Genomic DNA, 20,296 nt, shown 5'->3' on the forward strand with positions numbered 1-20,296 from the left:
CTGGCCCACCCACGAGATGCGGGGTTCCCCACCCTGATTGCGGGTGTGGAACCCCGCATTTGGTGGGTCAGCCAGCCAAATGCGTGGGTTGGCCAGGCAAATTGGTGGGTTGGCCAGGCAAATTGGTGGGTTGGCCAGGCAAATGCGGGTTAGCCGAAGGGTTGGCGGGTGTGGAGGTCTTCGGGGTAGCCGTTGCCGGAGGTGGTGGACGGGGCCGGCTCGTGGGTGGACGGGCCGGGCTCGTGGGTGGACGGGGCGGGCTCGTGGGTGGGCGGTGCGGTGGGTGCGGTGGGTGCGGTGGGTGCGGTGGGTGCGGTGGGTGCGGTGGGTGCGGTGGGTGCGGTGGGTGCGGTGTGAGTGGGTGGGGCGGTGGGTGGTGCGAGCTCGTGGGTGGGTGGGGTTTGGGTGAGGGTGTTGCGGACTGTGGTTAGGAGGCGGGTTTCTACGGCTTGGAGTTCTTGGATTCGGGTGCGGATTTCTTGTTCTTCGGCGCGGGCCTCCGCGAGTAGGTGGTCTGCTTCGGCTCGCGCCGTTTCGCGGAGGTGGTCCGCCTCGGTGCGGGCGGTTTCGCGGAGGTGGTCGGCGGTGCGTTGGCTGGCGCTCAGGACGCTGAGTTCGTAGCGGCGGAGTTCGTCGACCAGTTCGCCCGCGGGGCGCTGGGCGTCGAGGATCGCGGCGGCCGGCTCCGGGATCTCGGTGTCCGGCAGGGTCCTTTCCAGGTCGGCGATCTGCTGGTCCACGCGGGTGAACAGGTCCGCAACGTCGGTCCGCATCTGGCGGATCGTGTTCGCGGCGGCCTGCACCCGTTCACCGGCCTCCCGTTCACGTTCACGCGCCGTACGCTCCGCCGACGTGATCACATCCAGCGCAACCACCGCGGCCCGCTCAGCAGGATCGTCAGAAACACCCACAGCAGATTCACCCTCCGCCGTACTCATCGCGACGGCTTGACGGAGCGGGACCTCGCGGATGAACAGCACCGCCAGGAAGCTCACCACAGCAGCCCCCGCAGCGATCAGGAAGATCCGCCCGGTCGCGTCGCCGTACGCGTGCCGCACGATCTCCTGAACCGGCCCCGGCAACGCGTTCACATCCAGCAGACTGCCCGATCCACCAACTGCCGCACCGGCGCCAAGCTCACGCAGATGCTCGGTGATCAGGTCGGTCACCCGAGTGGCAAGGATCGCGCCCAGCACCGACACCCCGACCGCTCCGCCAAGACTCCGGAAGAACGTGACCGACGCACTGGCCGCCCCGACCTCGCTGACGTCTACGGTGTTCTGCACCGCGAGCACCAGGTTCTGCATCGTCATGCCCATCCCGATGCCCATGGCAAACATCCCGAGCCCGACGTACCAGTACGGCGACGTGTGGTCGATCGTGCCGAGCAACCCGAGCCCCGCGGTCAGGAACAGCGCCCCGATCACGAGGTACCGCTTCCAGCGACCGAACCGGGTGATCAGCTGCCCCGACCCGACCGACCCGAGGAACGACCCGAACATCATCGGGATGGTCAGCAACCCGGCCTCGGTCGCGCTGTACCCGCGGGCCACCTGGAAGTACTGCCCGAGGAACACCGCGCTCCCGAACATCCCCATCCCGACCGCGACGCTCGCGAGGATCGCCAGCGCCGTCGTACGTTCCCGGATCACCCGCATCGGCACCAGCGGCTCGGCCGCATGGGTCTCGACGATCACGGCCAACAGCGCGAGCACCGCCGTACCGCCCAGATAGGCGCCGGTCTGCCACGACCACCACGGGAAGTGCTCGCCCGCGAACGACACCCAGATCAGCGGCAGGCTGGCCGCGCCCGCGATGAGCAGCGCGCCGGCGTAGTCCATCCTGACCGTACGTCGAACCACCGGCAGGTGCAGGTACCGCTGCAGGACGATCAGCGACAGTACGGCCAGCGGCACGCACACGTAGAAGCACCACCGCCAACCGAGCCACGAGGTGTCGACGATGACGCCGCCGACCAGCGGACCGCTGACGGTCGCGAGCGCCATCACGGCACCCATGTACCCGGAGTACCTGCCCCGCGACCGCGGCGGGATCGCGGCGCCGATGATCGCCTGCGCGAGCGCCATCAGCCCGCCCATCGCGATCCCCTGCAGAACCCGCGAGCCGATCAGGAACGGCACGTTGTGCGCGGCGCCGGCCAGCACCGAGCCGGCGACGAACATGATGATCGCGAGCTGCACGAGCAGCTTCTTGCTCATCAGGTCGGACAGCTTGCCCCACACCGGCGTGGACACGGTCATCGCGAGCAGGCTGGCGGTGACCACCCACGTGTACTGCGTCTGGGAACCTTCGAGGTCGGCGATGATCGTCGGCAGCGCGTTGCTGACGATCGTCGAACTGAGGACCGCGGTGAAGAGCGCGGCGAGCAGCCCGGCGAGGATCTCGAGGATCTCGCGATGGGACAGCTCGGGGTCGGCGGCCGACGGTGGTGCCGTGGACGGCGCGGGGTCAGGGGCATCGGCGGCGTACCGCGAGCGGTACCGGGGCGGCGTGGAGCCGTCCGGTGTGGAGCCGGCGGCAGGTGCGACCGGCGAGGCCTGGGTGGCAGACATCAGCTTCCGTTTCGTACGGCGGGAACGCGACGACCGGACCAGCAGGGTGTGCTGCTCCGAGGCGGAAACGGCCGGCGATGCCCTCACCCGACCTGACTATTTGGTTGCAACTACCAACTTTAATCCCGCACCGTCAGCAACCGTGCACCGGGAGCCAGCAAGCGCTCGTTCGGCGCATTATGAGACGGGCCCTCCTCGGAACGCGATTTCCCACGTACGATCCGGTGCTTGTTGAGTAATCAACACCCGGCCTCCGGCGGAGCTGTCAGGGCCCGCCGGAGGTCCTCACCTGAAAGCTGCGACCAGTACGTCGATCGCGGGCGTCTGCGTCGCGGTCACGGATGACCCGGACATGACCCGGCAGTGGATCCACGACCGGTTCGGGGCGGCTGGGAACATGCCGGCCTACCGGGCCGTCCTGGACCGCGGCGGTAAGGCGGGGCCTGAGGAAACCGCTGTACTGGGCGACGAAGAGGCGGTGGCCAAGGAGATTCAGCGCTTCAAGGACGCCGGTACGACGGAGTTCCTGGTCTGCCCGGTCGGGCCGGACGCGGAGCGGGAGCGCACGATCCGGTTCACCCTCGACTACGTGTAGAGGGGGCCGCGCCTGCTACGACGTATCGGTATGGAGCTTCAGGATGTGGTGCAGCGGCGGATCGACGAACTGGTGGAAACCGAGCTCGGTCTGCAGGTCGCGGTGTATCGGCACGGCGAGCTCGTCGTGGACGCGGTGGCCGGCGACGGCGTGACCCCGGAAACGCTGTACTTCGCCGCCTCCACCGGAAAGGGCGCGTCGGCGACGGTCGCCAACGTGTTGGTGGATCGCGGCGTCCTCGACTACGACCAGCCGATCGTCGAGCTCTGGCCGGAGTTCGGAGCGCACGGGAAGGAAACTGCGACCCTGCGGCATGTCCTGACACATTCCGTCGGCCTCCCGGCGCTACCGCCTGACGCGACCCGGAAAACGCTCCCCCTCCAGGCCGATCGGCTCGCCGGCACGGAACCCTGGTGGGAGCCGGGGACGAAGATGACGTACCACGCGGAGACGTTCGGCGTCCTGGTCGGCGAGATCGTGCACCGCGCGACCGGCCGGACGATCTCCGACGTACTGCGGGAGATCCTGATCCCGCTCGACCTGCAGGACAACGTTTTCTTCGCGCTGCCCAGCGATCAGCGGCATCGGCTCGCCGAACTCGTGGAGCCTGAGGGCGCCGAGGAGACGTTCGCGATGCTGGCCGGGATGTTCGAGAACGTCGTACCGCGGGCGATGCAGCCGCGGGCCGCCGTACTGAACCGGCCCGAGCAGCTCGCGGTCGAGGACCCGTCGAGCGGGATCCTCACCGCGCGTGGGATCGCCAAGCTGTACGCCGCCTTGATCGGCGAGGTGGACGGGGTCCGGCTGGTCCGGCCCGAGGCGGTTCCGGTGATCACCGGACCGGCGCTGGTCGCGCAGGACGAACTGCTCGGCAACCCGGCGACGTTGGCGCTCGGCTACGCGATCGGGCGGCTCGGGTCGAGCGCGGAGGAGAGCCCGGCGTCGTTCGGGTGGCCGGGGATGGGTGGCAGCGCGGCGTGGGCCGATACGCGGTCAGGGGTCACGTTCGCGCTGACCAGGGCACTGTTCGACCCGACCAGGGCGGCGTCGGCGGTCGAGATCGGCAACCTGGTTGCGAAAACTCTTTGCTGAAAAGCCTTACCTGTAAGGGCTTTCAGCTTTCAGGAGGCGCGGACGGAGCTCTGGTCGATCCAGACGAGATGGCCGTGGTGACTGACGAGAACCTCGTCGGTCCCGGCCGTCCCGGTCCGGCGACCCAGCTCCTGGCCCGCGATCCAGCGGCCGCCGATGCGGATCTGGACGGCGATCGGCCGCGCCGGTGAGGGGGCTACGGGCATGGGCACCTGCTTAGGGACAGGGGCGGATGATGGAGGAAGTTTGTGGGCCGGTTTCCCGACCAGTCGCAAGCGTACAACCGCAACATGACAGACCGTTAGCGGTAACTCGAATTCGTCAGGAGCCTCATGAGCAAGCCGATCTTCGTAGTGCAGTTGCACGACGCCAGGCGGCTGCATTACGACGTACGGCTCGAGGTGGACGGGGTGCTGAAGTCGTGGGCGGTGCCGCGCGGACCGTCGCTGGATCCGATCGTGAAACGGCTCGCGGTCTTCACCACGGACCACGACCTCGAGTACGCGGCGTACGAGGGGGTGCACCGCGACGCGCAGTACGGCAGCGGCGCCGTGATCGTCTGGGACGCCGGCGTCTACACGAACCTCACCCGCGACGACCGGCGGCAACTGGTGGACCCGGCCGAGGCGATCGAGCGCGGGCACTTGAAGGTGCAACTGCACGGCGTGAAGCTGAACGGGGCCTGGGCGTTCACCCGTACCGGCGGCGACTGGCTCCTGGTCAAGGTGAAGGACGCGGACGCCGATCCGACCCTGGACCTGACCGTCACCGAGCCTCGCTCGGTCCTGAGCGGCCTCACGATCGAGGAGATGGCTGAGAGGGCATCTGAGTCCTGATCACCAGCCGTCGATGTGCAGTACGTCGTCGAGCGGCTGCCGGGGCGCCGGCTTGAAGTTCGTGCCGATCGAGTACGCCGTCGGAATCAGTACGGTCTGCCGGATGTCCTCGGGCAGACCGAGCAGCTCGGAGACCTCCTGCTCGTAGCTCAGGTGCAGCGTCGTCCACGCCGTACCGAGGCCGCGCGCACGTGCCGCGAGCATGTAGCTCCAAGCTGACGGCAGGATCGAGCCCCACAGCCCAGCCTGGTTGCCGGCCGGCAGGTTTCGCACCTGCAGACAGGGGATGACCAGCACCGGGACCTGCCCCATGCGCTCACCCAGGTAGGCCACGCTGTCACCCACTCGGCGCTGCACCGGTCCACGCTCGGGATCGTCCGCGTGGAGCTTCCCCGCTGCGCCCGGACCGGCCAGGTAGGCCTCGACAGCGCGCCGGTAGTACTCGCCAACCGCAGCGCGCTTCGAAGCGTCCGTGATCACCAGCCAGTGCCACGTCTGCCGGTTGCTCCCCGACGGGCCCTGCAACGCGATCTCGATGCACTCCCGGATCAGCTCCATCGGCACCGGCCGCTCGAGGTCGAGCCGCTTGCGGACGGTACGAGTCGTTGTCAGCAGCTCGTCGGGGTTCAGGTCGAGTGTGTACGTCACGGCAAACAGTTTGTCAGCAGACGTAGGTGCTGTTCGGGTGGACCTTCTCGCAGTAGCGGACGTGCAGGTGGTTGTCGTGTGCCGGCCAGTTCTGGGTGAGGCCCTCGCTGATCAGGGTCGGGTCGTTGAACCAGATGTACTTCACGTGCCCCGGCGCTGCGGCGCGAACGGCCTGGATGAGCTGGCGAGTGGCAGCCCGGTCGTACGTCGAGGACTCCCAGGTGATCCGGCCCGCGGTGCACTGGGCGTTGTCGGTCCGGATCGGCCAGATGTCGACGTCCATGCCGTTCTCGTGGCTGGCGTGCCCCGGGATGTCACCACCGTGCTCGAACCCCGCATCGCCGTACGGCACCTTGCCCTGGCCGGTGGAGGCGAAGGAGCGGGCTGCCGCCTCCATCTGCGCGACAGGCGCGGCAGCTGCCCAGTTGGCCGCCGTACCGTTGCCGTCCGGATCCTGGTCGCACAGGTTCGCGCTGAAGTCCGGGTAGTCGTAGTGCCAGGCCAGGTTGCGCCACGTGATCGGACCGACGACTCCGTCCGCACCGATCCCCGCATGCGACTGGAAGGACACGACCGCGTCGCGGACCGCCGTACTGAAGACACCGTCGACGGGGAGGCTGAGGCGACGCTTGGCGTTCAGCTCGACCTGCAATGCCTTCACCGCGGCATTGCTGTCACCGGAACGAATCGTGGGCGCCAACGCGGCCCACGTCTGCGGTCCGACGATCCCGTCGACGCCGAGACCCTTGGCGGTCTGGAACGCCTTTGCCGCGGTGACGGTGGTTGCGCCGAACACCCCGTCCGCGTCGACGGACTGCCCGGCATGCTGCAGCAGGAACTGGATCGCCTGTACGTCGGCACCACGGTTGCCACTGCTCTGCGTCGGGAAGAACGCGTTGGCGTAGGCCTGGGCCGACGCCGGCACGAGCGCGGTGATGACGAGAACGGTCAGAGCAAGCAGAGCACGTCGCATGAGTCCCTCCGGGGCGGATGAGGTAACTGACTAACGCTCACCCGACACGATGGGTCATTATCTTCCGCTCTGCAAGACCTCACTCGAAGGGGGTGGGGTCTCCGGAGCCGACGCGGACGACCTCGGGGACGTCGTCGGAGAAGTCGATGACGGTGGTCGGGTCGGTGCCGGCCTCGCCCTCGATGACGGCGTCGATCTGGTTGTCGAGCTCTTCCTTGATCTCCCAGCCCTGCGTCATCGGCTCCTCGTGGCCGGGGAGCAGGAGCGTGCTGGAGACCAGCGGTTCGCCCAGCTCGGCGACCAGGGCCTGGGTGACGACGTGGTCGGGGATGCGCACACCGACGGTCTTCTTCTTCGGGTGCAGCAGCCGCCGCGGGACCTCCTTGGTGGCCGGCAGGATGAACGTGTAGCTGCCCGGCGTGGCCGCCTTGATCGAGCGGAAGACCGCGTTGCTGATGTGCACGAACTGACCGAGCTGCGCGAAGTTCTCGCACACCAGCGTGAAGTGGTGCCGGTCGTCCAGGTGCCGGATCGTGCGGATCCGGTCGATGCCGTCCCGGTTGCCCAGCTGGCACCCGAGCGCGTAGCAGGAATCGGTCGGGTACGCGATCAGCCCGTCCTCGCGCAGCAGGTCCACCACCTGCCCGATCGACCGCCGCTGAGGGTTCTCGGGATGGATGTCGAAATACCTGGCCATGACCGCCGAGCTTAGGGCATGGCTCCCGATCCCACGCCGTCGCGAGGAGGTGCTCGGTGCGGTGCATCGGCGCGCGGGGGCGAAGGTCTCGATGCGGAGCATCGTGGCCTTTGCACCCGTGCGGCGAGGTGCCGTGCCGAGTGCCCCGCAGTAGGCGTGGGGTCGGGAGCCATGCCCTCACTGCGCGAGGCCGATGGGCAGGGCAGTCACCACCAAGTTGTCCTCGTAGCCGCCGCGCGACGCGTCGTACGCACCCGTGCAGGTGATCAGTACGAGCCTGTGGTCGGTGGTCTGGTCGAACGCGCCGCTCTTCGTCGCGAGGGCGTCCTTCCGCACCGACACGACCGAGACGACCCGGTACGACGCCGTATGCCCGGACCCGTTCAGTACGACGACCTCACCGCGCCGTACGCCGAGCAACCGGGAGAAGAACCCGAGCCCCTCGGTCTTCGAATCGACATGACCGGCGAGCACCACAGAACCGAACGGGTCACCCGCCTCCGCCCCACCGTCCCACCAGCCGACTCGACGCGCCCCAGGCACCTGAAGCTGGCCGGCGACGGTAGTTGCCGGAAGCACCGGTGCGCCGGCGCCGCCGGGCAGCACCACCCGCTCCGGGACGAAACGGATGCGCTGACTCGGTGCCGGCGTACCGACGCGTCCCGGTGGCGCCGACCCCGGAGCGGTCCGCTCGGTGGGTGACGGCGTCGCGCCGTGCTTGAAACTGACCGTGGTCGTGGGTGTGGGCACTGCGCCGTCCGCCTCGGCCGAGCAGCCGGCCAAGGCGAGACAGCACAGTGCCGTACCTGCGAGTCGCCGGTTCAGCGACGGACCACCTTTCGGCCCGTGAAGACCGCCACCCCGAGCGCGGCGAGGAACACCACGATCCACAAGCCGGACTGGGCGGCGGGGCTCTGCGCCTGGTCGAGCCCCGCCGCCTGTCCGCCGGTTCCGGTGTTCACCTCGGACGGCTTGGCCGACCCGGTCGCCGGAACCTTGATCGTGCCGAGCGCGACCGTCATCGTCTTCTGCGCCGGAGCGCCGATCGCGAACACCCTGGTCAGGTACCCCGCCTGCACCGGCAGGTCCAGCGGGCCGAGGACGACCGGTGACGTCGCACCGGTCGGCACGATGTCGACCTTGTACGTGCCCGCCGGAACGACCACGTCCAGGGATTCACCGTTCGCGACGTTCTGGAAAAGTACCTTTCCGTTCACCCGGATGTCAGCCGGACCGACCGCCGCATCGTGCGCGACCCGCAATCCGGCTTTGTCCTTCGGCACCGCGGTCAACTTGTTCGCGTACGTCGTGATCAGCGGCGCCCCGGTCGGCGACACCGGCTGATGAATGACGACGTCCAGACTGGCCCCGGATCCCGCGGACACCTCGCGCTGGATCACCACCTTGCCGTCCTGCCGGGCGGTGATCATGCGCTTGCCGGATGCGACCCCGAACGGCCCGACAAGCTTCCCACCTGCAACCTTGCTGGCAACCTGACGCCCGTCGACGCTGATGTCCAGGCTCCGCCCGGGCAGGCCCTGGACGAAGTACAGGTTGGCGCCGGCGGCCGCTTTCGCGGGCACCGTGAGTAGTGCCGGTGCGGCCGCGACGAGCACCGCGAGCAGCAACGGAAGTACTCTCCGAATTACCGAACCGTGAATTCTCGTAACATTTTCATGCACCGCCCGGGATTGCCCGGACACACTCCGTCTCCGCATTTTGTCTCCCCCTCGGAGTTCACCGGAAAATTGTGAAACAAACGCCCGACCCCATGAATTCGGGCGTATCGTATGCGGAAGTCCGACCCGATCGCCAGAGGTAGCGATTCTTCTTTGCGGTCAGGTCCGTTTTGGGGGGCGGAGGTGGAGGAGTCGCGACGTACGAGGACCCGCTACCTGACGGCGGTCGCGCTGTTGCTGGGGTACAGCGCGACCGTCTCCTGCTCCACCGGATCCGTCGGTCCGGCTGCACCGAGCCCGGGACTCGGCAGCTCCGGCCCGCCCGCACCGATCACCTCGACGCCGACGCCGGGCACCGGTGAGACCAAGCCGGGGATCGCGCTCACCGCGGTGCCGCGGCCGGACGGTTCGTTCGACGTCACCGAGAACCTGATGTTGCCGACGGCCACGGACATCCTGCCGGTGCAGCTGCCGGCGTCCGGTGAGCACCTGCCCGGAATGATGGCCCGGACGACACCCCGGGTGACGAACCTGAAACTGCTCGCCGACGATCAGTCCGTGCGGCTCGAGAACACCACGCTGACAGCGGCCGACTACATTCCGTTGACCGCCGCGGCGACCAGGATCCAGCTGACGTACCGGCTGTCCGGCTCGACGGTGCGCGCCTTGCCGTTGCCGTCACCGTCGACCCGTGCGGCCGCGGCCATCCGTCCCCTGACCGCGGGCACGGACAGCACGCTGCCGACCGACCTGACAGTCACCGGCGGGCTGCTGAACGCGGTCTGTCCGTTGATGACCGAGACCCGGTGCGCGGTCGGCGATCCGCCCGACCTCACGATCCAGCCCGACATCCCGGCCGGCAAGGCCCTCGTCGTACTCCAACTGGATCTGCCACGCTGACTCCATGACTGATGAGCGGATCGCGCTGGGCACGGCGCGAGGGCGGTGGGTGCTGGCCGCCACCGCGCTGGGGTCGGGGATGGCGTTCCTGGACGGGACCGTCGTCAACGTCGCGCTGCCGGCGATGGGCGAGGACCTGAACGCCGACATGGCCGGCCTGCAGTGGATCGTCAACGGCTACATGCTGATGCTGGCGGCGCTGGTACTGCTCAGCGGTTCACTCGGCGACCGGCTCGGGCGGCGGCGTACGTTCGTGGTCGGGGTGATCTGGTTCGCCGCGGCCTCGGTCGTGTGCGCGATCGCCCCGAACCTCGAGGTGATGATCGCAGGCCGCGTGCTGCAAGGCATCGGCGGTGCACTGCTGACCCCGGGCAGCCTGGCCATCTTGCAGACGACGTTCCAGCACTCCGATCGCGGTAAGGCCGTCGGCACCTGGTCGGGTCTCACCTCGGTCGCGGCGGCTGTCGGCCCGTTCGTCGGCGGCAGTCTGGTCGACAGCGGATCGTGGCAGCTGATCTTCCTGCTCAACGTGCCGCTCGCGCTGGTGACGGTTCTCGTCACACTCCGGCACGTACCGGAGACCCGCGACGAGGAGGCCGCCGGCAAGCTCGACGTCAACGGCGCGATCCTCGCGACCGTCGGCCTCGCCGGCGTCACGTACGGCCTGATCAGCGCCGGCGACCACGGTTTCGGCGACGCGATGGTGCTGACCAGCCTGGCGATCGGCGTCGTCGCCTTCGTCGCGTTCATCGAGGTGGAACGGCGCGGCGCGTACCCGATGCTGCCGTTGAACATCTTCGCCAACCGCCGCTTCACCGGCGCGAACCTGGTCACCGTCGTCGTGTACGGCGCCCTCGGTACGGCGACCTTCCTGGTCGTCGTCTACCTGCAGACCGCCCTGCACTACTCCGCTCTCTGGGCCGGCGCTGCCCTGCTCCCGATGACCGTACTGATGCTCGGCCTGTCCGGGTACGCCGGTGGTCTGGCCGACCGGATCGGTCCGCGCATCCCGATGACCGTCGGGCCGGTGCTGATGGCCGGCGGGTTCCTGTTGATGCTGCGGATCAACACGGGCACGAGTTACTACACCGCCGTACTGCCCGCCGTCGTTCTGCTCGGGCTCGGTCTGGTCGCGACCGTGGCGCCGCTGACCGCGACCGTACTGTCGTCCGTCGAGGACCACCACGCGGGCATCGCGTCCGGGGTGAACAACGCGGTCGCCCGGTCGGCGCAGCTGATGGCGGTCGCGGCGATCCCGATGGCGGCCGGTATCACCGGCGACGCGTACCGCGATCCCGTTGCCTTCCACAACGGATTCGGGCACGCGTTGTGGATCTCGGCCGTCCTCGCGGCAGCCGGCGGCGTGATCGCGTGGGTGACACTCGGCGACCGCGGCGTACCGCGCAAGCACGACGTCGTACACCACCACACCCATTGCGCGCTCGAAGCTCCGCCGTACGCCGACAGCCGCACGCCGAGCTGATTTGTCGACTTATCTCGCAAGGTAGTGCGCGCGGCTGTCCGGGTCCAGGCGCTCGATGGCGTAGCGGAGCATGGTGCGCGGCATCCGGGTCGCGTACCGGTCCAGGAAGGCGCGCAGCTCGTCCTCGGAGACCCGCTTGCCCGCCTCCCGCAACATCCAGCCGGAGGCCTTGTGCACAAGGTCTTCTCGATCGTCGAGAACCTCGGCGGCCAGCCGGTACGTGTCCGCGGTCTGCCCCTGGCCGATCAGGAACTGCGTGGCGACCAGCGCGATCCGGCGTTCCCACAGCTGGTCGGAGCGGATCAGTACGTAGAGGGGATCGCGCGGCTTGTCGAGCAGGTACCCGCCGACGACCTGCGGCGCGCTGCAGTCGACCAGGTCCCAGTTGTTGATGTACGCCGTACTGCTTGTGTACAGCTCGTAGATCGCGGTGAGCTCCTGAGGGTTCGCCGTCCGGGGCTTGAGGCTGCGGGTCGCGCGATCGGCCAGTAGGCAAAGGATCGCGAGCCGATGCTCGTGCACCGGGCTGGTCAGGGCCTGCGCGAGCTCGGGCAGCGGGAGGTCGGCGCGCAGGTACGGCTTGAGGATGCCGCGGATCGTCGAGAGCTTCACGCCGATCATCTGGTCGCCGTGGCCGTAGCCGCCGGGCTGGAGCTGGAAGTAGCGCGCGAGTACCTCCGCCACCGCGGGATCCGCGGCGGCGTCGACGTCGGCGATCAGGCCCTTGGTGCTGTTGGTGATCAGACCAGCATCCCTCCGGTCGCGCGGAGGTTCTGCCCGGTCATCCATCGGGCGTCCGGACCGGCGAGGAACGCGACCACGTCCGCGACCTCGGCCGGCTCACCCATCCGGCCGAGCGCGGTGATGCCGACCAGGGCCTCCTGCACCGCGGGCGGATTGTGGTCGTGGAACATGTCGGTGTCGGTCGCGCCCGGCGACACCGTGTTGACCGTGATCGCCCGCGGGCCGTACTCGCGGGCGGCGACCTTCACGAACTGTTCGAGCGCTGCTTTGCTCGCGGCGTACAACGAGATCCCAGGCCCCGGCATCACGGTGTTGAGGGTGGACAGCGCGACGATCCGTCCGCCGTCCGGGAGGACGCGGCCGGCGCGCTGGATCGCGAAGTACGGACCTTTGACGTTCGTCGCGAACAGCTGGTCGTAGTCCTCGACCGTGACCTCGGCGATCGGCTTCACCATCGCCTGCGCCGCATTGCAGACGAAGATGTCCAGCGTCCCGGTCGGCTCGGCCGCCTTGCCGAACAGCTCGTCGATCCCGGACAGGTCCGCCTGATCCGCCTGTACGGCGATCGCCTCGCCACCGGCCGCCTTCACCTCCGCGACCACCTCGGCCGCGGCCGCTTCGCTGCTCGCATACGTGAAAGTCACCACGGCGCCGTCCGCGGCCAACCGCCGTACGATCGCCGCGCCGATCCCCCGCGAGCCACCGGTGACCAGCGCTGCCTTACCGTCGAGAACGCCCATACCGCCTTGTCTACCACCCGGCTGGGTCCGTCGTTTGTTTGACTCTGACAGCGCTTACAACCGTCAGGTCACGCTCCGGCGTCCATCGTCGGTGCACCCGTTGTACGGCTCGCTCGTTGGGGCATACGGTGTGAGGACAGGGCAGTTCCATACCGCCAGGACCCGCGTTCGTGGCGCTACCCGGGGGAGAGACCCGCGTGACCAGCCATCCAGAGCCACGGGACGGCGAGATGATCCGGACCACCTTCGAGGCGGTCACCGAGGAGCTGGAACCCGGCGTACTGCTGGTCCGGATGTCCGGTGAGATCGACATCGCCAGCACCGACTTCGCCGCCGAGGCGATCCGCGCCGCGGTCGCGCCGCCGGCCCGGCTGGTCCTGATCGACGTCTCCGCGGTCACGTTCTGCAGCTCCGCCGGCCTCGGCAACCTCGTCGAGGCCCGCAACCTGGCCGGACAGCACAACATCACGCTCGCGCTCGTCGGCGTCGGCCGCCCGGTCGACCGCCCGCTCAGCGTCACCGGCCTCGGCGGTCAGTTCCGCATCTTCAGCACGGTCACAGAGGCGCTCACCCAGCTCTGACCGCGGATACGGTAGCTTTCGGTGTCTCCGACGAAGGAAAGTCATGGGTGAGCTAGCCAAGATCGTGGTCGTCGTACCGACCTACAACGAGCGGGAGAACCTGCCCGTGCTGGCCGGGCTGCTGTCCGACCTGAACCTGCCCGGCCTGGAGCTTCTCGTCGTCGACGACAACTCCCCCGACGGTACGGGCGACGTCGCCGACGAGCTGGCGAAGGAGTCGCCGGAGAAGGTCGGCGTACTGCACCGGACCGCGAAGGACGGACTCGGCCGCGCGTACGTCGCCGGGATCACCCGCGCGCTCGACGAAGGCGCCGACATCGTCATCCAGATGGACGCCGACCTGTCGCACCCCGCCTCGGTCGTCCCGACCATGGTCGAGATGCTGCGCACCACCGACGCCGGCGTCGTGATCGGCTCCCGGTACGTCCCGGGCGGCTCGGCCGCGGCCGAATGGGGCTGGCACCGCCGGGCGCTCTCGGCGTGGGCCAACTTCTACGTGAACGCCATCCTGCGCCTGCACGTCAAGGACGCCACCGCCGGGTTCAAGGCCTGGAAGGCCGACACCCTGCGCTGGATCGACGTCGCGTCGATCGAGAGCAACGGGTACTCGTTCCAGGTCGAGATGAACTACCGCACGGTCAAGCGCGGCCTGAAGATCGCCGAAACCCCGATCCGCTTCGAGGAACGCACCGAAGGCGTCTCCAAGATGTCCCTCAAGGTCCAGCTCGAGTCGGCCCTGATGCCCTGGAAACTCCTCTTCGGCCGCTCCTAGATCGACCGCGCAACCGAGGCCAGCATCCGGTTCGCGTCACGGAACGCCTTGTCCGCGACGTCCGGGCGGGCCTGCACACACACCGACACCGTGACGTTGTGGATCGACTCCACTCCGGTCATCGTCGTGCACCGAGCGGTCACTGAGACCGAGGCCCCGTTCTGCCGAAGCCGTCCGGTGTACGACATCTGGGCCTGGCTCTGGATGTTCGAGTTGGCCGGGCTGAGAGACTTGACCGGCCCCTTCACCACCGCCGCCAACTTGTCCAGGGCGATCAGATCGCGCGCGATGACCGGGACAGCTTTGGCGGCCGGATAGCCCACTGGGTTGACCACCACCAGCAGGAGCGATCCCTTGCTCGCAGGCCCGAGCGTCACCGTGTATTTCGACGTGTAGAGCCTCCGCCATCCACTGGCGGGCTTGATGTACACGTCGTCGTACACAGCGATGCCCTGGTCGACGTCTCTCAGCGTCCGGCGCCGCTCGGCGGGCGGCTCGGCGGTCGAGGTGGTGGATGGGGTGGTGGACGGCGTTGCCGACGGTGGCTCGGTGGACGGGCCGGCGGTTGGCGTCACCACCCCATCGGTGAAGGTCGCCGTCGGGATCGGGGCACCGGCGTCGGCCGTGTCGTTGCCACGGCCCGTCAGGACCACGACAGCACCGCCGAGCAGCGCAACCACCACAACCGCCGCGCCGACCAGTAGCCAGGGCCCCCGCGGACGTTTGGCGGGCGGCCGACCGCCGTACTGCGGTGGGCCGTACTGCGGTAGTGGAGCAGTGTGTTGGGGCGGGGCGCCGTACGGCTGAGGTGGCGGCGGGGCGCCGTACGGACCGGTCGGGTGGCTGTCGGGGTTCCAGGCAGGCGGGTGCTGGTCGCTCACGGCGGGAGCCTCACTAGATCGTTCAAAAGACAGGGCGATCCGGTCCCCGAAACCGGCCGCCAGAGGCTACCCCACCGATCCGCGATCGGCCTAGGGTCAGCCGTAGCCGAGTTCGTGCAACCGGGCGTCGTCGATGCCGAAGTGGTGCGCGATCTCGTGCACCACCGTGATGTTCACCTCATCGACGACATCGTCGACGGTCTCGCAGATCGCGAGCGTCGGGCTGCGGTAGATCGTGATCCGGTCCGGCAGTACGCCGCCGTAGTCGTGCCCGCGCTCGGTCAGCGGGATGCCCTCGTAGATCCCGAGCAGGTCCGGATCGCTCGCCGGCGGCTCGTCCTCGACGAACACCGCCACGTTGTCGATCAGCGCCGCCAGCTCCTCCGGCACCTCGTCCAGCGCCTGCGCCACGAGCCCCTCGAAGTCGCCCCGACTCATCTCGATCACCCCGCCAGTATCTCGTTTTGGAAGCTGGCGCGGTCTCCTCTATGCTTACGGCTGTCCCTGGAGCTTCGGCTCCCGCGGGTCCGAGTCCCCATCGTCTAGTGGCCTAGGACGCTGCCCTTTCAAGGCGGTAACGCGGGTTCGAATCCCGTTGGGGATACGGTCGAAAGACCGGTGCAAGAAGTACCTCGAAGATGCTGTAAGATCATCGAGTCATCTGGCCCAGTGGCGCAGTTGGTTAGCGTGCCGCCCTGTCACGGCGGAGGTCGCGGGTTCGAGTCCCGTCTGGGTCGCCAGGAGAAGGCGGCGGTGTCCACAACACCGCCGCCGAACTTTCTCCCCGGTCAGGTAGCTCAGCTGGTAGAGCGTCCGCCTGAAAAGCGGAAGGTCGGCGGTTCGAGACCGCCCCTGACCACCATCTCCAAGCGTGAATCGGGCCGATCTGGCCCAACCGCCAGTCCCCGTGAATCCCCCTGAACGACCATCCGTAGTTGCACGGATGTTGCACGCACCGTTCCCCGACTCGCAGCTCATTAAAACCGTCCTAGGTGTGTCGTACGCTGGAACTCAGTGACCGATGCGAAGGGGATACGCATGCATGTCACCGACAAGGACCTGACCGAAGCCGAAGCCGAATCACTCGACCGAGCGATGTACGTAGTGGGGAACCTGCCGCGAGAGGCACTGCTGAAGGTTGTACGTCACCTGTTGCGCGCCGGGCTGGTGTACCACCGAACCAAGAACCTCAGCATCCTTCAATCGGCGATCGACAGCCTTGGCACAACGGTCCGCCGCAGCAGCGACGACATGTACCAAAAGCATCTGCAAGGAGCCCGGTCTCGGCACGAGCGCGATCGCCGGCCAGTTACTGCCGAAGATGCGATCACGGCTCTACGGCGATAGCCACTATGGCGCGGCTGGACAGCGACTCTCTTGACGTGATGATGAGCTGGCTCCACTCGGGCCAGGCGAAAGAGGGAGATCGAGAGATCCTCGTCGAGTTGGTCGAGCTCATCGATCGCGACGAGTGGACGACTCGCTGGTTCTGCGAGCTGGACCCAAGCGAGGCGATCTGGCTATGTCAACCGCGGTCGGGTCTCCACATCCTTCTTGAGGAAGAGCCAGACCACGACGGCGAGTGGGCGGTGAACGTGCTCAGCATCTATGACGACGACACCGATCACCAACCGGGTGCGAACGACCTGCCGTTCTAGGTGGGTCGGAGAGATTCAGAGTTGCTGATCGACCGTCGACCGGGGTCCAGGCATGCATCGGGCAATGCTCAGGTTGGGCCTGCGACCCTCGGATCTCGTGACTCTGTCTACAGCCGTCCACATATCCTGCTAGCGAATCGTCCTGCGTCTGGATCAGGCACCGGCCTCTGGCAGGTTGTCGTAGACCCCGCTCGGGTAGAGGTGCAGAACCAACTTTGAGGATCGCGACGCCTCGTCCTTCGATTCACCACTCACGACCTTGAACTCAACTCCGGTCGAATCGACTGTCTGCACGAGCACGCTCAATTCCAGCTCTGCCGACCCCCAACTGATAGCTGGTGTCTCTCGCTCGCGGGTGTTGGCCTCCGTCAGTTCCTTACCCAGCTCAGCCAGGACATCCGCGAGCCCGCCAACCACATTGCCCTGATCCGCGACGGCCGACCGTCGACCGCCCCTGAACACGACGACCGCCACCGTTAGCGCGATCGTGTAGACCCCGGTGGCCGCCTCAAAGAATGAGCCTCGATCAAGTCCCAAAAGGAACCAACGCAGACCGAGGACCCCGAGAACCGCGGCGACGATCCATCGGCCTGCTTTCCAAACAAGACGTTCAGGGTTCATCCCGTCATTGTGGCGGCTGGCGGCAGGCCGCGCAGCATCTCTCGCACCGCGTCTCAGCGTCTTCCCGTCTGCCGTTCAGCCCACGCGTAGCGCGATCAGGAGACGCCAGAGGGGCCAAGATGGAGCGCCCTACCGGACGAACGATCTTGGCCCCTCTGGCGGCTCCTGATAGGTCCTGACTGGGCTGAGCGGCAGGCGGGAAGACGCGCCCCGACCCGACTCCGAACTAGCCGGCCAAATCGGACCCGTCATCCCGGAGTCGTGAGGCCCCCGCCGGAGGCATTGCCTTGAGTCGTGCGCGTCCGCTGCGCCGCCGGGGTGGACCGTGGTTCGGACGGCAGTCCGCATGGGCGCGGTCCACCCCGGCGGCGCGCCCGGCGGGCGCGCCCTTGATCCATAAGAGGTTAATCCGGCAGCCGACGATGGATCACAACTGTCCTCGGTCGGGTGATGTGCGACGGTCGTCCGCCGGGTGATCCGCGACAGTGCAAATGCGCGGAAGGTGTCGCGATGTAGACGGTCTACGCGGCCGGGAGCGCAGCGGCTGCGGCGGCGATCTTGGCGGCCACGTCGTCAAGTGAGGACTCCGCCGTGCTGAGTCCGGCGTGCGACGCGAGCATCGGGCTGACGTCGTACAACTCGTCGAAGGTCACGCCGTGCGTGACGGGAACGACACGCCTGCTATTGAGCAGCACGGCGAGTTCCTTCTCGGCGATGCCCTCGCTCCTGATGCTCTTGAGCAGCGCTGGCGTCACCAGCACAATCCCGATGCGGGAGTTCCGGAGCCCCTTGTCGATCTCGCGAGTCATCAGCGAACCGAGGGGAATGTCTTCCTCGCTGAACCACACAGTCGCCCCGTTCGCCTTCAGTTGGCGGTTGAGGTCAGCCGCGCTGCCTTGACGGTCGTCCCAGGCGTGGCAGAGGAAGAGGTCGCGACGGTCCGGGTGGGTACGAGCTTGCTCCGCCGCCTTCTCAGCGTAGGGCTCAACGGCGCGCCACTCGCTAGGGCTGTACGAGACGGACCTGCCGGTCCTGGTGCGTCGCGAGGTCGAGCCGCCGGACGAGGACGACCCGTATGTCGATCCCCGCCCGCTGCCATACGACGACGAACCGCCGTAGGAGGGGTAAGAGGAGCGGTACCGCGACCGCCCGCCGCACGCAGGGCAGTTCGCAGCCGCGGCGGCTGAGCGGTGACCACGGACGGGGGCTGTGCATTGCGGCATGAAGCTATGGTAGGCGCGCCCTCCGACAGTCGGATCACGACGTGTGGATCCGCGGGGCCCGCGTGAACGGCGGCAGACGACGTTCGTCGGCGAAGTTCTGCGCTCACTATGGCGGAATTGCGGACGCTGCTGCACTCGGATTTCGGCATCTGCGTACGTTGGCCGGCCGCCCCGGGTGCTCGCCAGGCTTCTAGCCTGTCGTGGATCAGTTGGCGGACATGTGTCGCGGATCTGTTGACGGATCACAGGCGAGGCCGTCGGCGTCCTGACATACGGATTCCTGAGGGCTGAGCACGATGTGACGCCCTGCGATACGGTCTGTCCAACTGGAAGTTGGGGAAGTACATGAGCGCCTGGATTCCATTCGAAGCAATCGTTACGACGTCGCATCGAGTCGAGAAATACGGCGGCGTGGCGCTGGCCGACGAGGCGCTGCAACAGATCGTGGACGCGCTCAACGCCGGAACGCTCCCGATGATCGGCCACCACGACTGGACTCAGCCGATTCGGACCAAAGATGTTGAAGCAACGCTGGTGACGCTTGACGACGGCGAGCGCGGGGTCAGAATGACTTGCCTTGTTGACGAGCGTGACTGGGACTCCGTCGGCCCGGCATATGGGATGTCCTTCACCACGACGGTGAAGATCGGCCGAGCGGCTGGACCACACCCGGAGAAGGATTCTCTCAACCTCGCAGCCGATGCCGGATGGTTTGATGACGAGGCCATCGCGCAGGCTGCCTCGATCATGAGCGAGGTCGCACCTGTTGACGGGGGACGACTGCTTCAGTTCAGTGCGATCGATACTGCGCGCGTAGTCCTTGAAATCGCCTACAGCACAGTCGTCGCACTAGGGCCAGGCATCGCGACCAATGCCGTGTGGGACGGCATCAAATTTCTCCTCACCCACCGCAAGCGCAGGCAAGGCTTCGACGGATTGCCCTCGCGGATCGAATTGTCCACCGATCTCGAAGCCGGCACCGTGATTGGCATCATCGACACCTCTGAGCCGGAGGTGGCGAGGCACGCGTTGAAGGCGTACTCAAAGGCCGTCGAAGCGGCTGCCAAAGTCCAGAGCGGGCGCAAAACCGTGATCGTCTGGAGGCACGGTGATGAGGACGGCGATTGGGCACCGCTTGAGATCCCGGAGGACTAGGACGAGCGTAGGTGTCCCCGACGGCACATCGCCAGGGGTGCTGTAGCGCTGCCTAGTCCGGTTGGCCGAGACCGGTTCAACGACGCGTGTCTGCTCTGTGGTTTCTCGGCGGGCGGAAGCCCAGCTCGGCGTCATTGCTCGCGCCGAGGATGAGGCAGAGGGCTGCTCGGTATTCCTCGCAGGGCCACCACACCGCTCCGCGTTCCAGCTTGGCGATGTAGTGGCCTGTGATCGGGTACCGCTTGGAGCTGACCGAGTACAGGAGCTCGGCTACGCGTTGGGCGAGTTCGCCACGGCTCATCGGTCGTCCGGGCGCGCTGCGTGACACCGTGCGCATCCGCGCGGCGGTCAGGAGATGGTTCACGCCTGACTGATTTTCGGGTGTCACACCGGTAATAGTATCGCCGCGCCGCTCTAGCAGGCGAGAGGATGTTTATCGCGGCAT

Annotated in this window: 23 protein-coding genes and 3 tRNA genes; 13 read left to right on the forward strand and 13 right to left on the reverse strand. The window is 67.5% G+C overall.

The genetic code is table 11. The features are described from left to right. Positions 1 to 149: 149 nt before the first annotated feature. A complete protein-coding gene (locus E0H50_RS35055) occupies positions 150 to 2,573 on the reverse strand; it encodes an MFS transporter (RefSeq protein ID WP_238151578.1) in 2,424 nt (807 codons plus the stop codon). Positions 2,574 to 2,925: 352 nt separating this feature from the next. On the opposite strand from E0H50_RS35055, the gene E0H50_RS35060 reads away from it, so the two are divergent. Continuing rightward, complete coding sequence (locus E0H50_RS35060; protein WP_131295307.1) at positions 2,926 to 3,168, forward strand: hypothetical protein; 243 nt, start codon at positions 2,926 to 2,928, stop codon at positions 3,166 to 3,168. Positions 3,169 to 3,198: 30 nt separating this feature from the next. Next, positions 3,199 to 4,260 carry a serine hydrolase domain-containing protein gene (locus tag E0H50_RS35065; protein ID WP_131295308.1) on the forward strand — a complete coding sequence of 354 codons (1,062 nt, stop codon included), beginning with the start codon at positions 3,199 to 3,201 and terminating at the stop codon, positions 4,258 to 4,260. A 29-nt stretch (positions 4,261 to 4,289) separates the two neighbouring features. Here E0H50_RS35065 and E0H50_RS43235 read toward each other — a convergent pair whose 3' ends face one another. After that, entirely contained in the window at positions 4,290 to 4,466 is a 177-nt protein-coding gene (locus E0H50_RS43235) for a hypothetical protein (RefSeq protein WP_165547402.1), read from the reverse strand. A gap of 126 nt (positions 4,467 to 4,592) precedes the next feature. Between E0H50_RS43235 and E0H50_RS35070 the strand changes: the two genes are divergently transcribed. Then, on the forward strand, positions 4,593 to 5,096 hold the full coding sequence (locus E0H50_RS35070) for a DNA polymerase ligase N-terminal domain-containing protein (protein ID WP_131295309.1): 504 nt from the start codon (positions 4,593 to 4,595) through the stop codon (positions 5,094 to 5,096). On the opposite strand, the gene E0H50_RS35075 is transcribed toward E0H50_RS35070, so the two are convergent. From E0H50_RS35075 to E0H50_RS35095, 5 genes are all read right to left on the reverse strand, one after another. Further along, positions 5,097 to 5,744, reverse strand: coding sequence for a nitroreductase family protein (locus E0H50_RS35075; protein ID WP_165547407.1), 648 nt, complete (start codon positions 5,742 to 5,744; stop codon positions 5,097 to 5,099). Between the two features lie 13 nt (positions 5,745 to 5,757). Continuing rightward, positions 5,758 to 6,717, reverse strand: a complete 960-nt coding sequence (locus E0H50_RS35080) for a penicillin-insensitive murein endopeptidase (RefSeq protein ID WP_131295310.1) — start codon at positions 6,715 to 6,717, stop codon at positions 5,758 to 5,760. 79 nt (positions 6,718 to 6,796) lie between these two features. Continuing rightward, positions 6,797 to 7,414 carry an L-threonylcarbamoyladenylate synthase gene (locus tag E0H50_RS35085; protein WP_131295311.1) on the reverse strand — a complete coding sequence of 206 codons (618 nt, stop codon included), beginning with the start codon at positions 7,412 to 7,414 and terminating at the stop codon, positions 6,797 to 6,799. Between the two features lie 177 nt (positions 7,415 to 7,591). Then, a complete protein-coding gene (locus E0H50_RS35090) occupies positions 7,592 to 8,164 on the reverse strand; it encodes a class F sortase (RefSeq protein WP_238151581.1) in 573 nt (190 codons plus the stop codon). A gap of 71 nt (positions 8,165 to 8,235) precedes the next feature. Further along, positions 8,236 to 9,042, reverse strand: a complete 807-nt coding sequence (locus tag E0H50_RS35095; protein ID WP_238151582.1) for a DUF4397 domain-containing protein — start codon at positions 9,040 to 9,042, stop codon at positions 8,236 to 8,238. A gap of 234 nt (positions 9,043 to 9,276) precedes the next feature. Between E0H50_RS35095 and E0H50_RS35100 the strand changes: the two genes are divergently transcribed. After that, on the forward strand, positions 9,277 to 9,993 hold the full coding sequence (locus E0H50_RS35100) for a hypothetical protein (protein WP_238151583.1): 717 nt from the start codon (positions 9,277 to 9,279) through the stop codon (positions 9,991 to 9,993). Positions 9,994 to 9,997: 4 nt separating this feature from the next. Then, entirely contained in the window at positions 9,998 to 11,476 is a 1,479-nt protein-coding gene (locus tag E0H50_RS35105; RefSeq protein ID WP_131295313.1) for an MFS transporter, read from the forward strand. 9 nt (positions 11,477 to 11,485) lie between these two features. On the opposite strand, the gene E0H50_RS35110 is transcribed toward E0H50_RS35105, so the two are convergent. Both E0H50_RS35110 and E0H50_RS35115 read right to left on the reverse strand, forming a co-directional pair. Further along, the gene (locus E0H50_RS35110) at positions 11,486 to 12,265 is read right to left on the reverse strand and encodes a DNA alkylation repair protein (protein ID WP_131295314.1); all 780 of its coding nucleotides are present in this window, start codon (positions 12,263 to 12,265) and stop codon (positions 11,486 to 11,488) included. After that, positions 12,217 to 12,960 (reverse strand): SDR family oxidoreductase, encoded by a 744-nt coding sequence (locus E0H50_RS35115; protein ID WP_131295315.1) that lies wholly within the window; start codon positions 12,958 to 12,960, stop codon positions 12,217 to 12,219. Before E0H50_RS35115 ends, E0H50_RS35110 begins: the two co-directional genes overlap by 49 nt. Positions 12,961 to 13,157: 197 nt before the next feature. Here E0H50_RS35115 and E0H50_RS35120 point away from each other — a divergent pair, with 197 nt between their 5' ends. After that, entirely contained in the window at positions 13,158 to 13,541 is a 384-nt protein-coding gene (locus tag E0H50_RS35120) for an STAS domain-containing protein (RefSeq protein ID WP_131295316.1), read from the forward strand. Positions 13,542 to 13,584: 43 nt separating this feature from the next. Further along, positions 13,585 to 14,313, forward strand: coding sequence for a polyprenol monophosphomannose synthase (locus tag E0H50_RS35125; RefSeq protein ID WP_131295317.1), 729 nt, complete (start codon positions 13,585 to 13,587; stop codon positions 14,311 to 14,313). On the opposite strand, the gene E0H50_RS35130 is transcribed toward E0H50_RS35125, so the two are convergent. Further along, positions 14,310 to 15,194, reverse strand: a complete 885-nt coding sequence (locus tag E0H50_RS35130) for a hypothetical protein (protein ID WP_131295318.1) — start codon at positions 15,192 to 15,194, stop codon at positions 14,310 to 14,312. The genes E0H50_RS35125 and E0H50_RS35130 overlap by 4 nt on opposite strands. Before the next feature lie 96 nt (positions 15,195 to 15,290). Further along, positions 15,291 to 15,641, reverse strand: a complete 351-nt coding sequence (locus E0H50_RS35135) for a metallopeptidase family protein (protein WP_202868469.1) — start codon at positions 15,639 to 15,641, stop codon at positions 15,291 to 15,293. Between the two features lie 84 nt (positions 15,642 to 15,725). Here E0H50_RS35135 and E0H50_RS35140 point away from each other — a divergent pair. The 5 genes from E0H50_RS35140 to E0H50_RS35160 all read left to right on the forward strand — a co-directional run bounded on the left by E0H50_RS35140 (position 15,726) and on the right by E0H50_RS35160 (position 16,852). Continuing rightward, positions 15,726 to 15,798, forward strand: a tRNA-Glu gene (locus E0H50_RS35140). Positions 15,799 to 15,857: 59 nt separating this feature from the next. After that, a tRNA-Asp gene (locus E0H50_RS35145) sits at positions 15,858 to 15,934 on the forward strand. 46 nt (positions 15,935 to 15,980) lie between these two features. Beyond that, positions 15,981 to 16,056 (forward strand) — tRNA-Phe (locus E0H50_RS35150). Between the two features lie 152 nt (positions 16,057 to 16,208). Next, positions 16,209 to 16,541, forward strand: a complete 333-nt coding sequence (locus tag E0H50_RS35155) for a hypothetical protein (RefSeq protein WP_131295319.1) — start codon at positions 16,209 to 16,211, stop codon at positions 16,539 to 16,541. A 5-nt stretch (positions 16,542 to 16,546) separates the two neighbouring features. Continuing rightward, on the forward strand, positions 16,547 to 16,852 hold the full coding sequence (locus E0H50_RS35160; RefSeq protein WP_131295320.1) for a hypothetical protein: 306 nt from the start codon (positions 16,547 to 16,549) through the stop codon (positions 16,850 to 16,852). Positions 16,853 to 17,005: 153 nt separating this feature from the next. Here E0H50_RS35160 and E0H50_RS35165 read toward each other — a convergent pair whose 3' ends face one another. Continuing rightward, complete coding sequence (locus tag E0H50_RS35165; protein ID WP_131295321.1) at positions 17,006 to 17,473, reverse strand: trypco2 family protein; 468 nt, start codon at positions 17,471 to 17,473, stop codon at positions 17,006 to 17,008. A 521-nt stretch (positions 17,474 to 17,994) separates the two neighbouring features. Continuing rightward, on the reverse strand, positions 17,995 to 18,696 hold the full coding sequence (locus E0H50_RS44585) for a toll/interleukin-1 receptor domain-containing protein (protein ID WP_131295322.1): 702 nt from the start codon (positions 18,694 to 18,696) through the stop codon (positions 17,995 to 17,997). Between the two features lie 345 nt (positions 18,697 to 19,041). Between E0H50_RS44585 and E0H50_RS35175 the strand changes: the two genes are divergently transcribed. Further along, positions 19,042 to 19,851, forward strand: a complete 810-nt coding sequence (locus tag E0H50_RS35175; protein WP_131295323.1) for a hypothetical protein — start codon at positions 19,042 to 19,044, stop codon at positions 19,849 to 19,851. The last annotated feature ends 445 nt before the right edge of the window (positions 19,852 to 20,296 follow it).

Source organism: Kribbella sindirgiensis, from assembly GCF_004331435.1.
Lineage (GTDB): Bacteria > Actinomycetota > Actinomycetes > Propionibacteriales > Kribbellaceae > Kribbella > Kribbella sindirgiensis.

What these genes read in the sequence shown, in the direction of transcription:
- E0H50_RS35055 (WP_238151578.1), bottom strand. Translation starts at nt 2,573, where the DNA reads ATGTCTGCCACCCAGGCCTCGCCGGTCGCACCTGCCGCCGGCTCCACA.
- E0H50_RS35060 (WP_131295307.1), top strand. Translation starts at nt 2,926, where the DNA reads ATGACCCGGCAGTGGATCCACGACCGGTTCGGGGCGGCTGGGAACATG.
- E0H50_RS35065 (WP_131295308.1), top strand. Translation starts at nt 3,199, where the DNA reads ATGGAGCTTCAGGATGTGGTGCAGCGGCGGATCGACGAACTGGTGGAA.
- E0H50_RS43235 (WP_165547402.1), bottom strand. Translation starts at nt 4,466, where the DNA reads ATGCCCGTAGCCCCCTCACCGGCGCGGCCGATCGCCGTCCAGATCCGC.
- E0H50_RS35070 (WP_131295309.1), top strand. Translation starts at nt 4,593, where the DNA reads ATGAGCAAGCCGATCTTCGTAGTGCAGTTGCACGACGCCAGGCGGCTG.
- E0H50_RS35080 (WP_131295310.1), bottom strand. Translation starts at nt 6,717, where the DNA reads ATGCGACGTGCTCTGCTTGCTCTGACCGTTCTCGTCATCACCGCGCTC.
- E0H50_RS35085 (WP_131295311.1), bottom strand. Translation starts at nt 7,414, where the DNA reads ATGGCCAGGTATTTCGACATCCATCCCGAGAACCCTCAGCGGCGGTCG.
- E0H50_RS35105 (WP_131295313.1), top strand. Translation starts at nt 9,998, where the DNA reads ATGACTGATGAGCGGATCGCGCTGGGCACGGCGCGAGGGCGGTGGGTG.
- E0H50_RS35110 (WP_131295314.1), bottom strand. Translation starts at nt 12,265, where the DNA reads ATGGATGACCGGGCAGAACCTCCGCGCGACCGGAGGGATGCTGGTCTG.
- E0H50_RS35115 (WP_131295315.1), bottom strand. Translation starts at nt 12,960, where the DNA reads ATGGGCGTTCTCGACGGTAAGGCAGCGCTGGTCACCGGTGGCTCGCGG.
- E0H50_RS35125 (WP_131295317.1), top strand. Translation starts at nt 13,585, where the DNA reads ATGGGTGAGCTAGCCAAGATCGTGGTCGTCGTACCGACCTACAACGAG.
- E0H50_RS35160 (WP_131295320.1), top strand. Translation starts at nt 16,547, where the DNA reads ATGGCGCGGCTGGACAGCGACTCTCTTGACGTGATGATGAGCTGGCTC.
- E0H50_RS35165 (WP_131295321.1), bottom strand. Translation starts at nt 17,473, where the DNA reads ATGAACCCTGAACGTCTTGTTTGGAAAGCAGGCCGATGGATCGTCGCC.
- E0H50_RS44585 (WP_131295322.1), bottom strand. Translation starts at nt 18,696, where the DNA reads ATGCCGCAATGCACAGCCCCCGTCCGTGGTCACCGCTCAGCCGCCGCG.
- E0H50_RS35175 (WP_131295323.1), top strand. Translation starts at nt 19,042, where the DNA reads ATGAGCGCCTGGATTCCATTCGAAGCAATCGTTACGACGTCGCATCGA.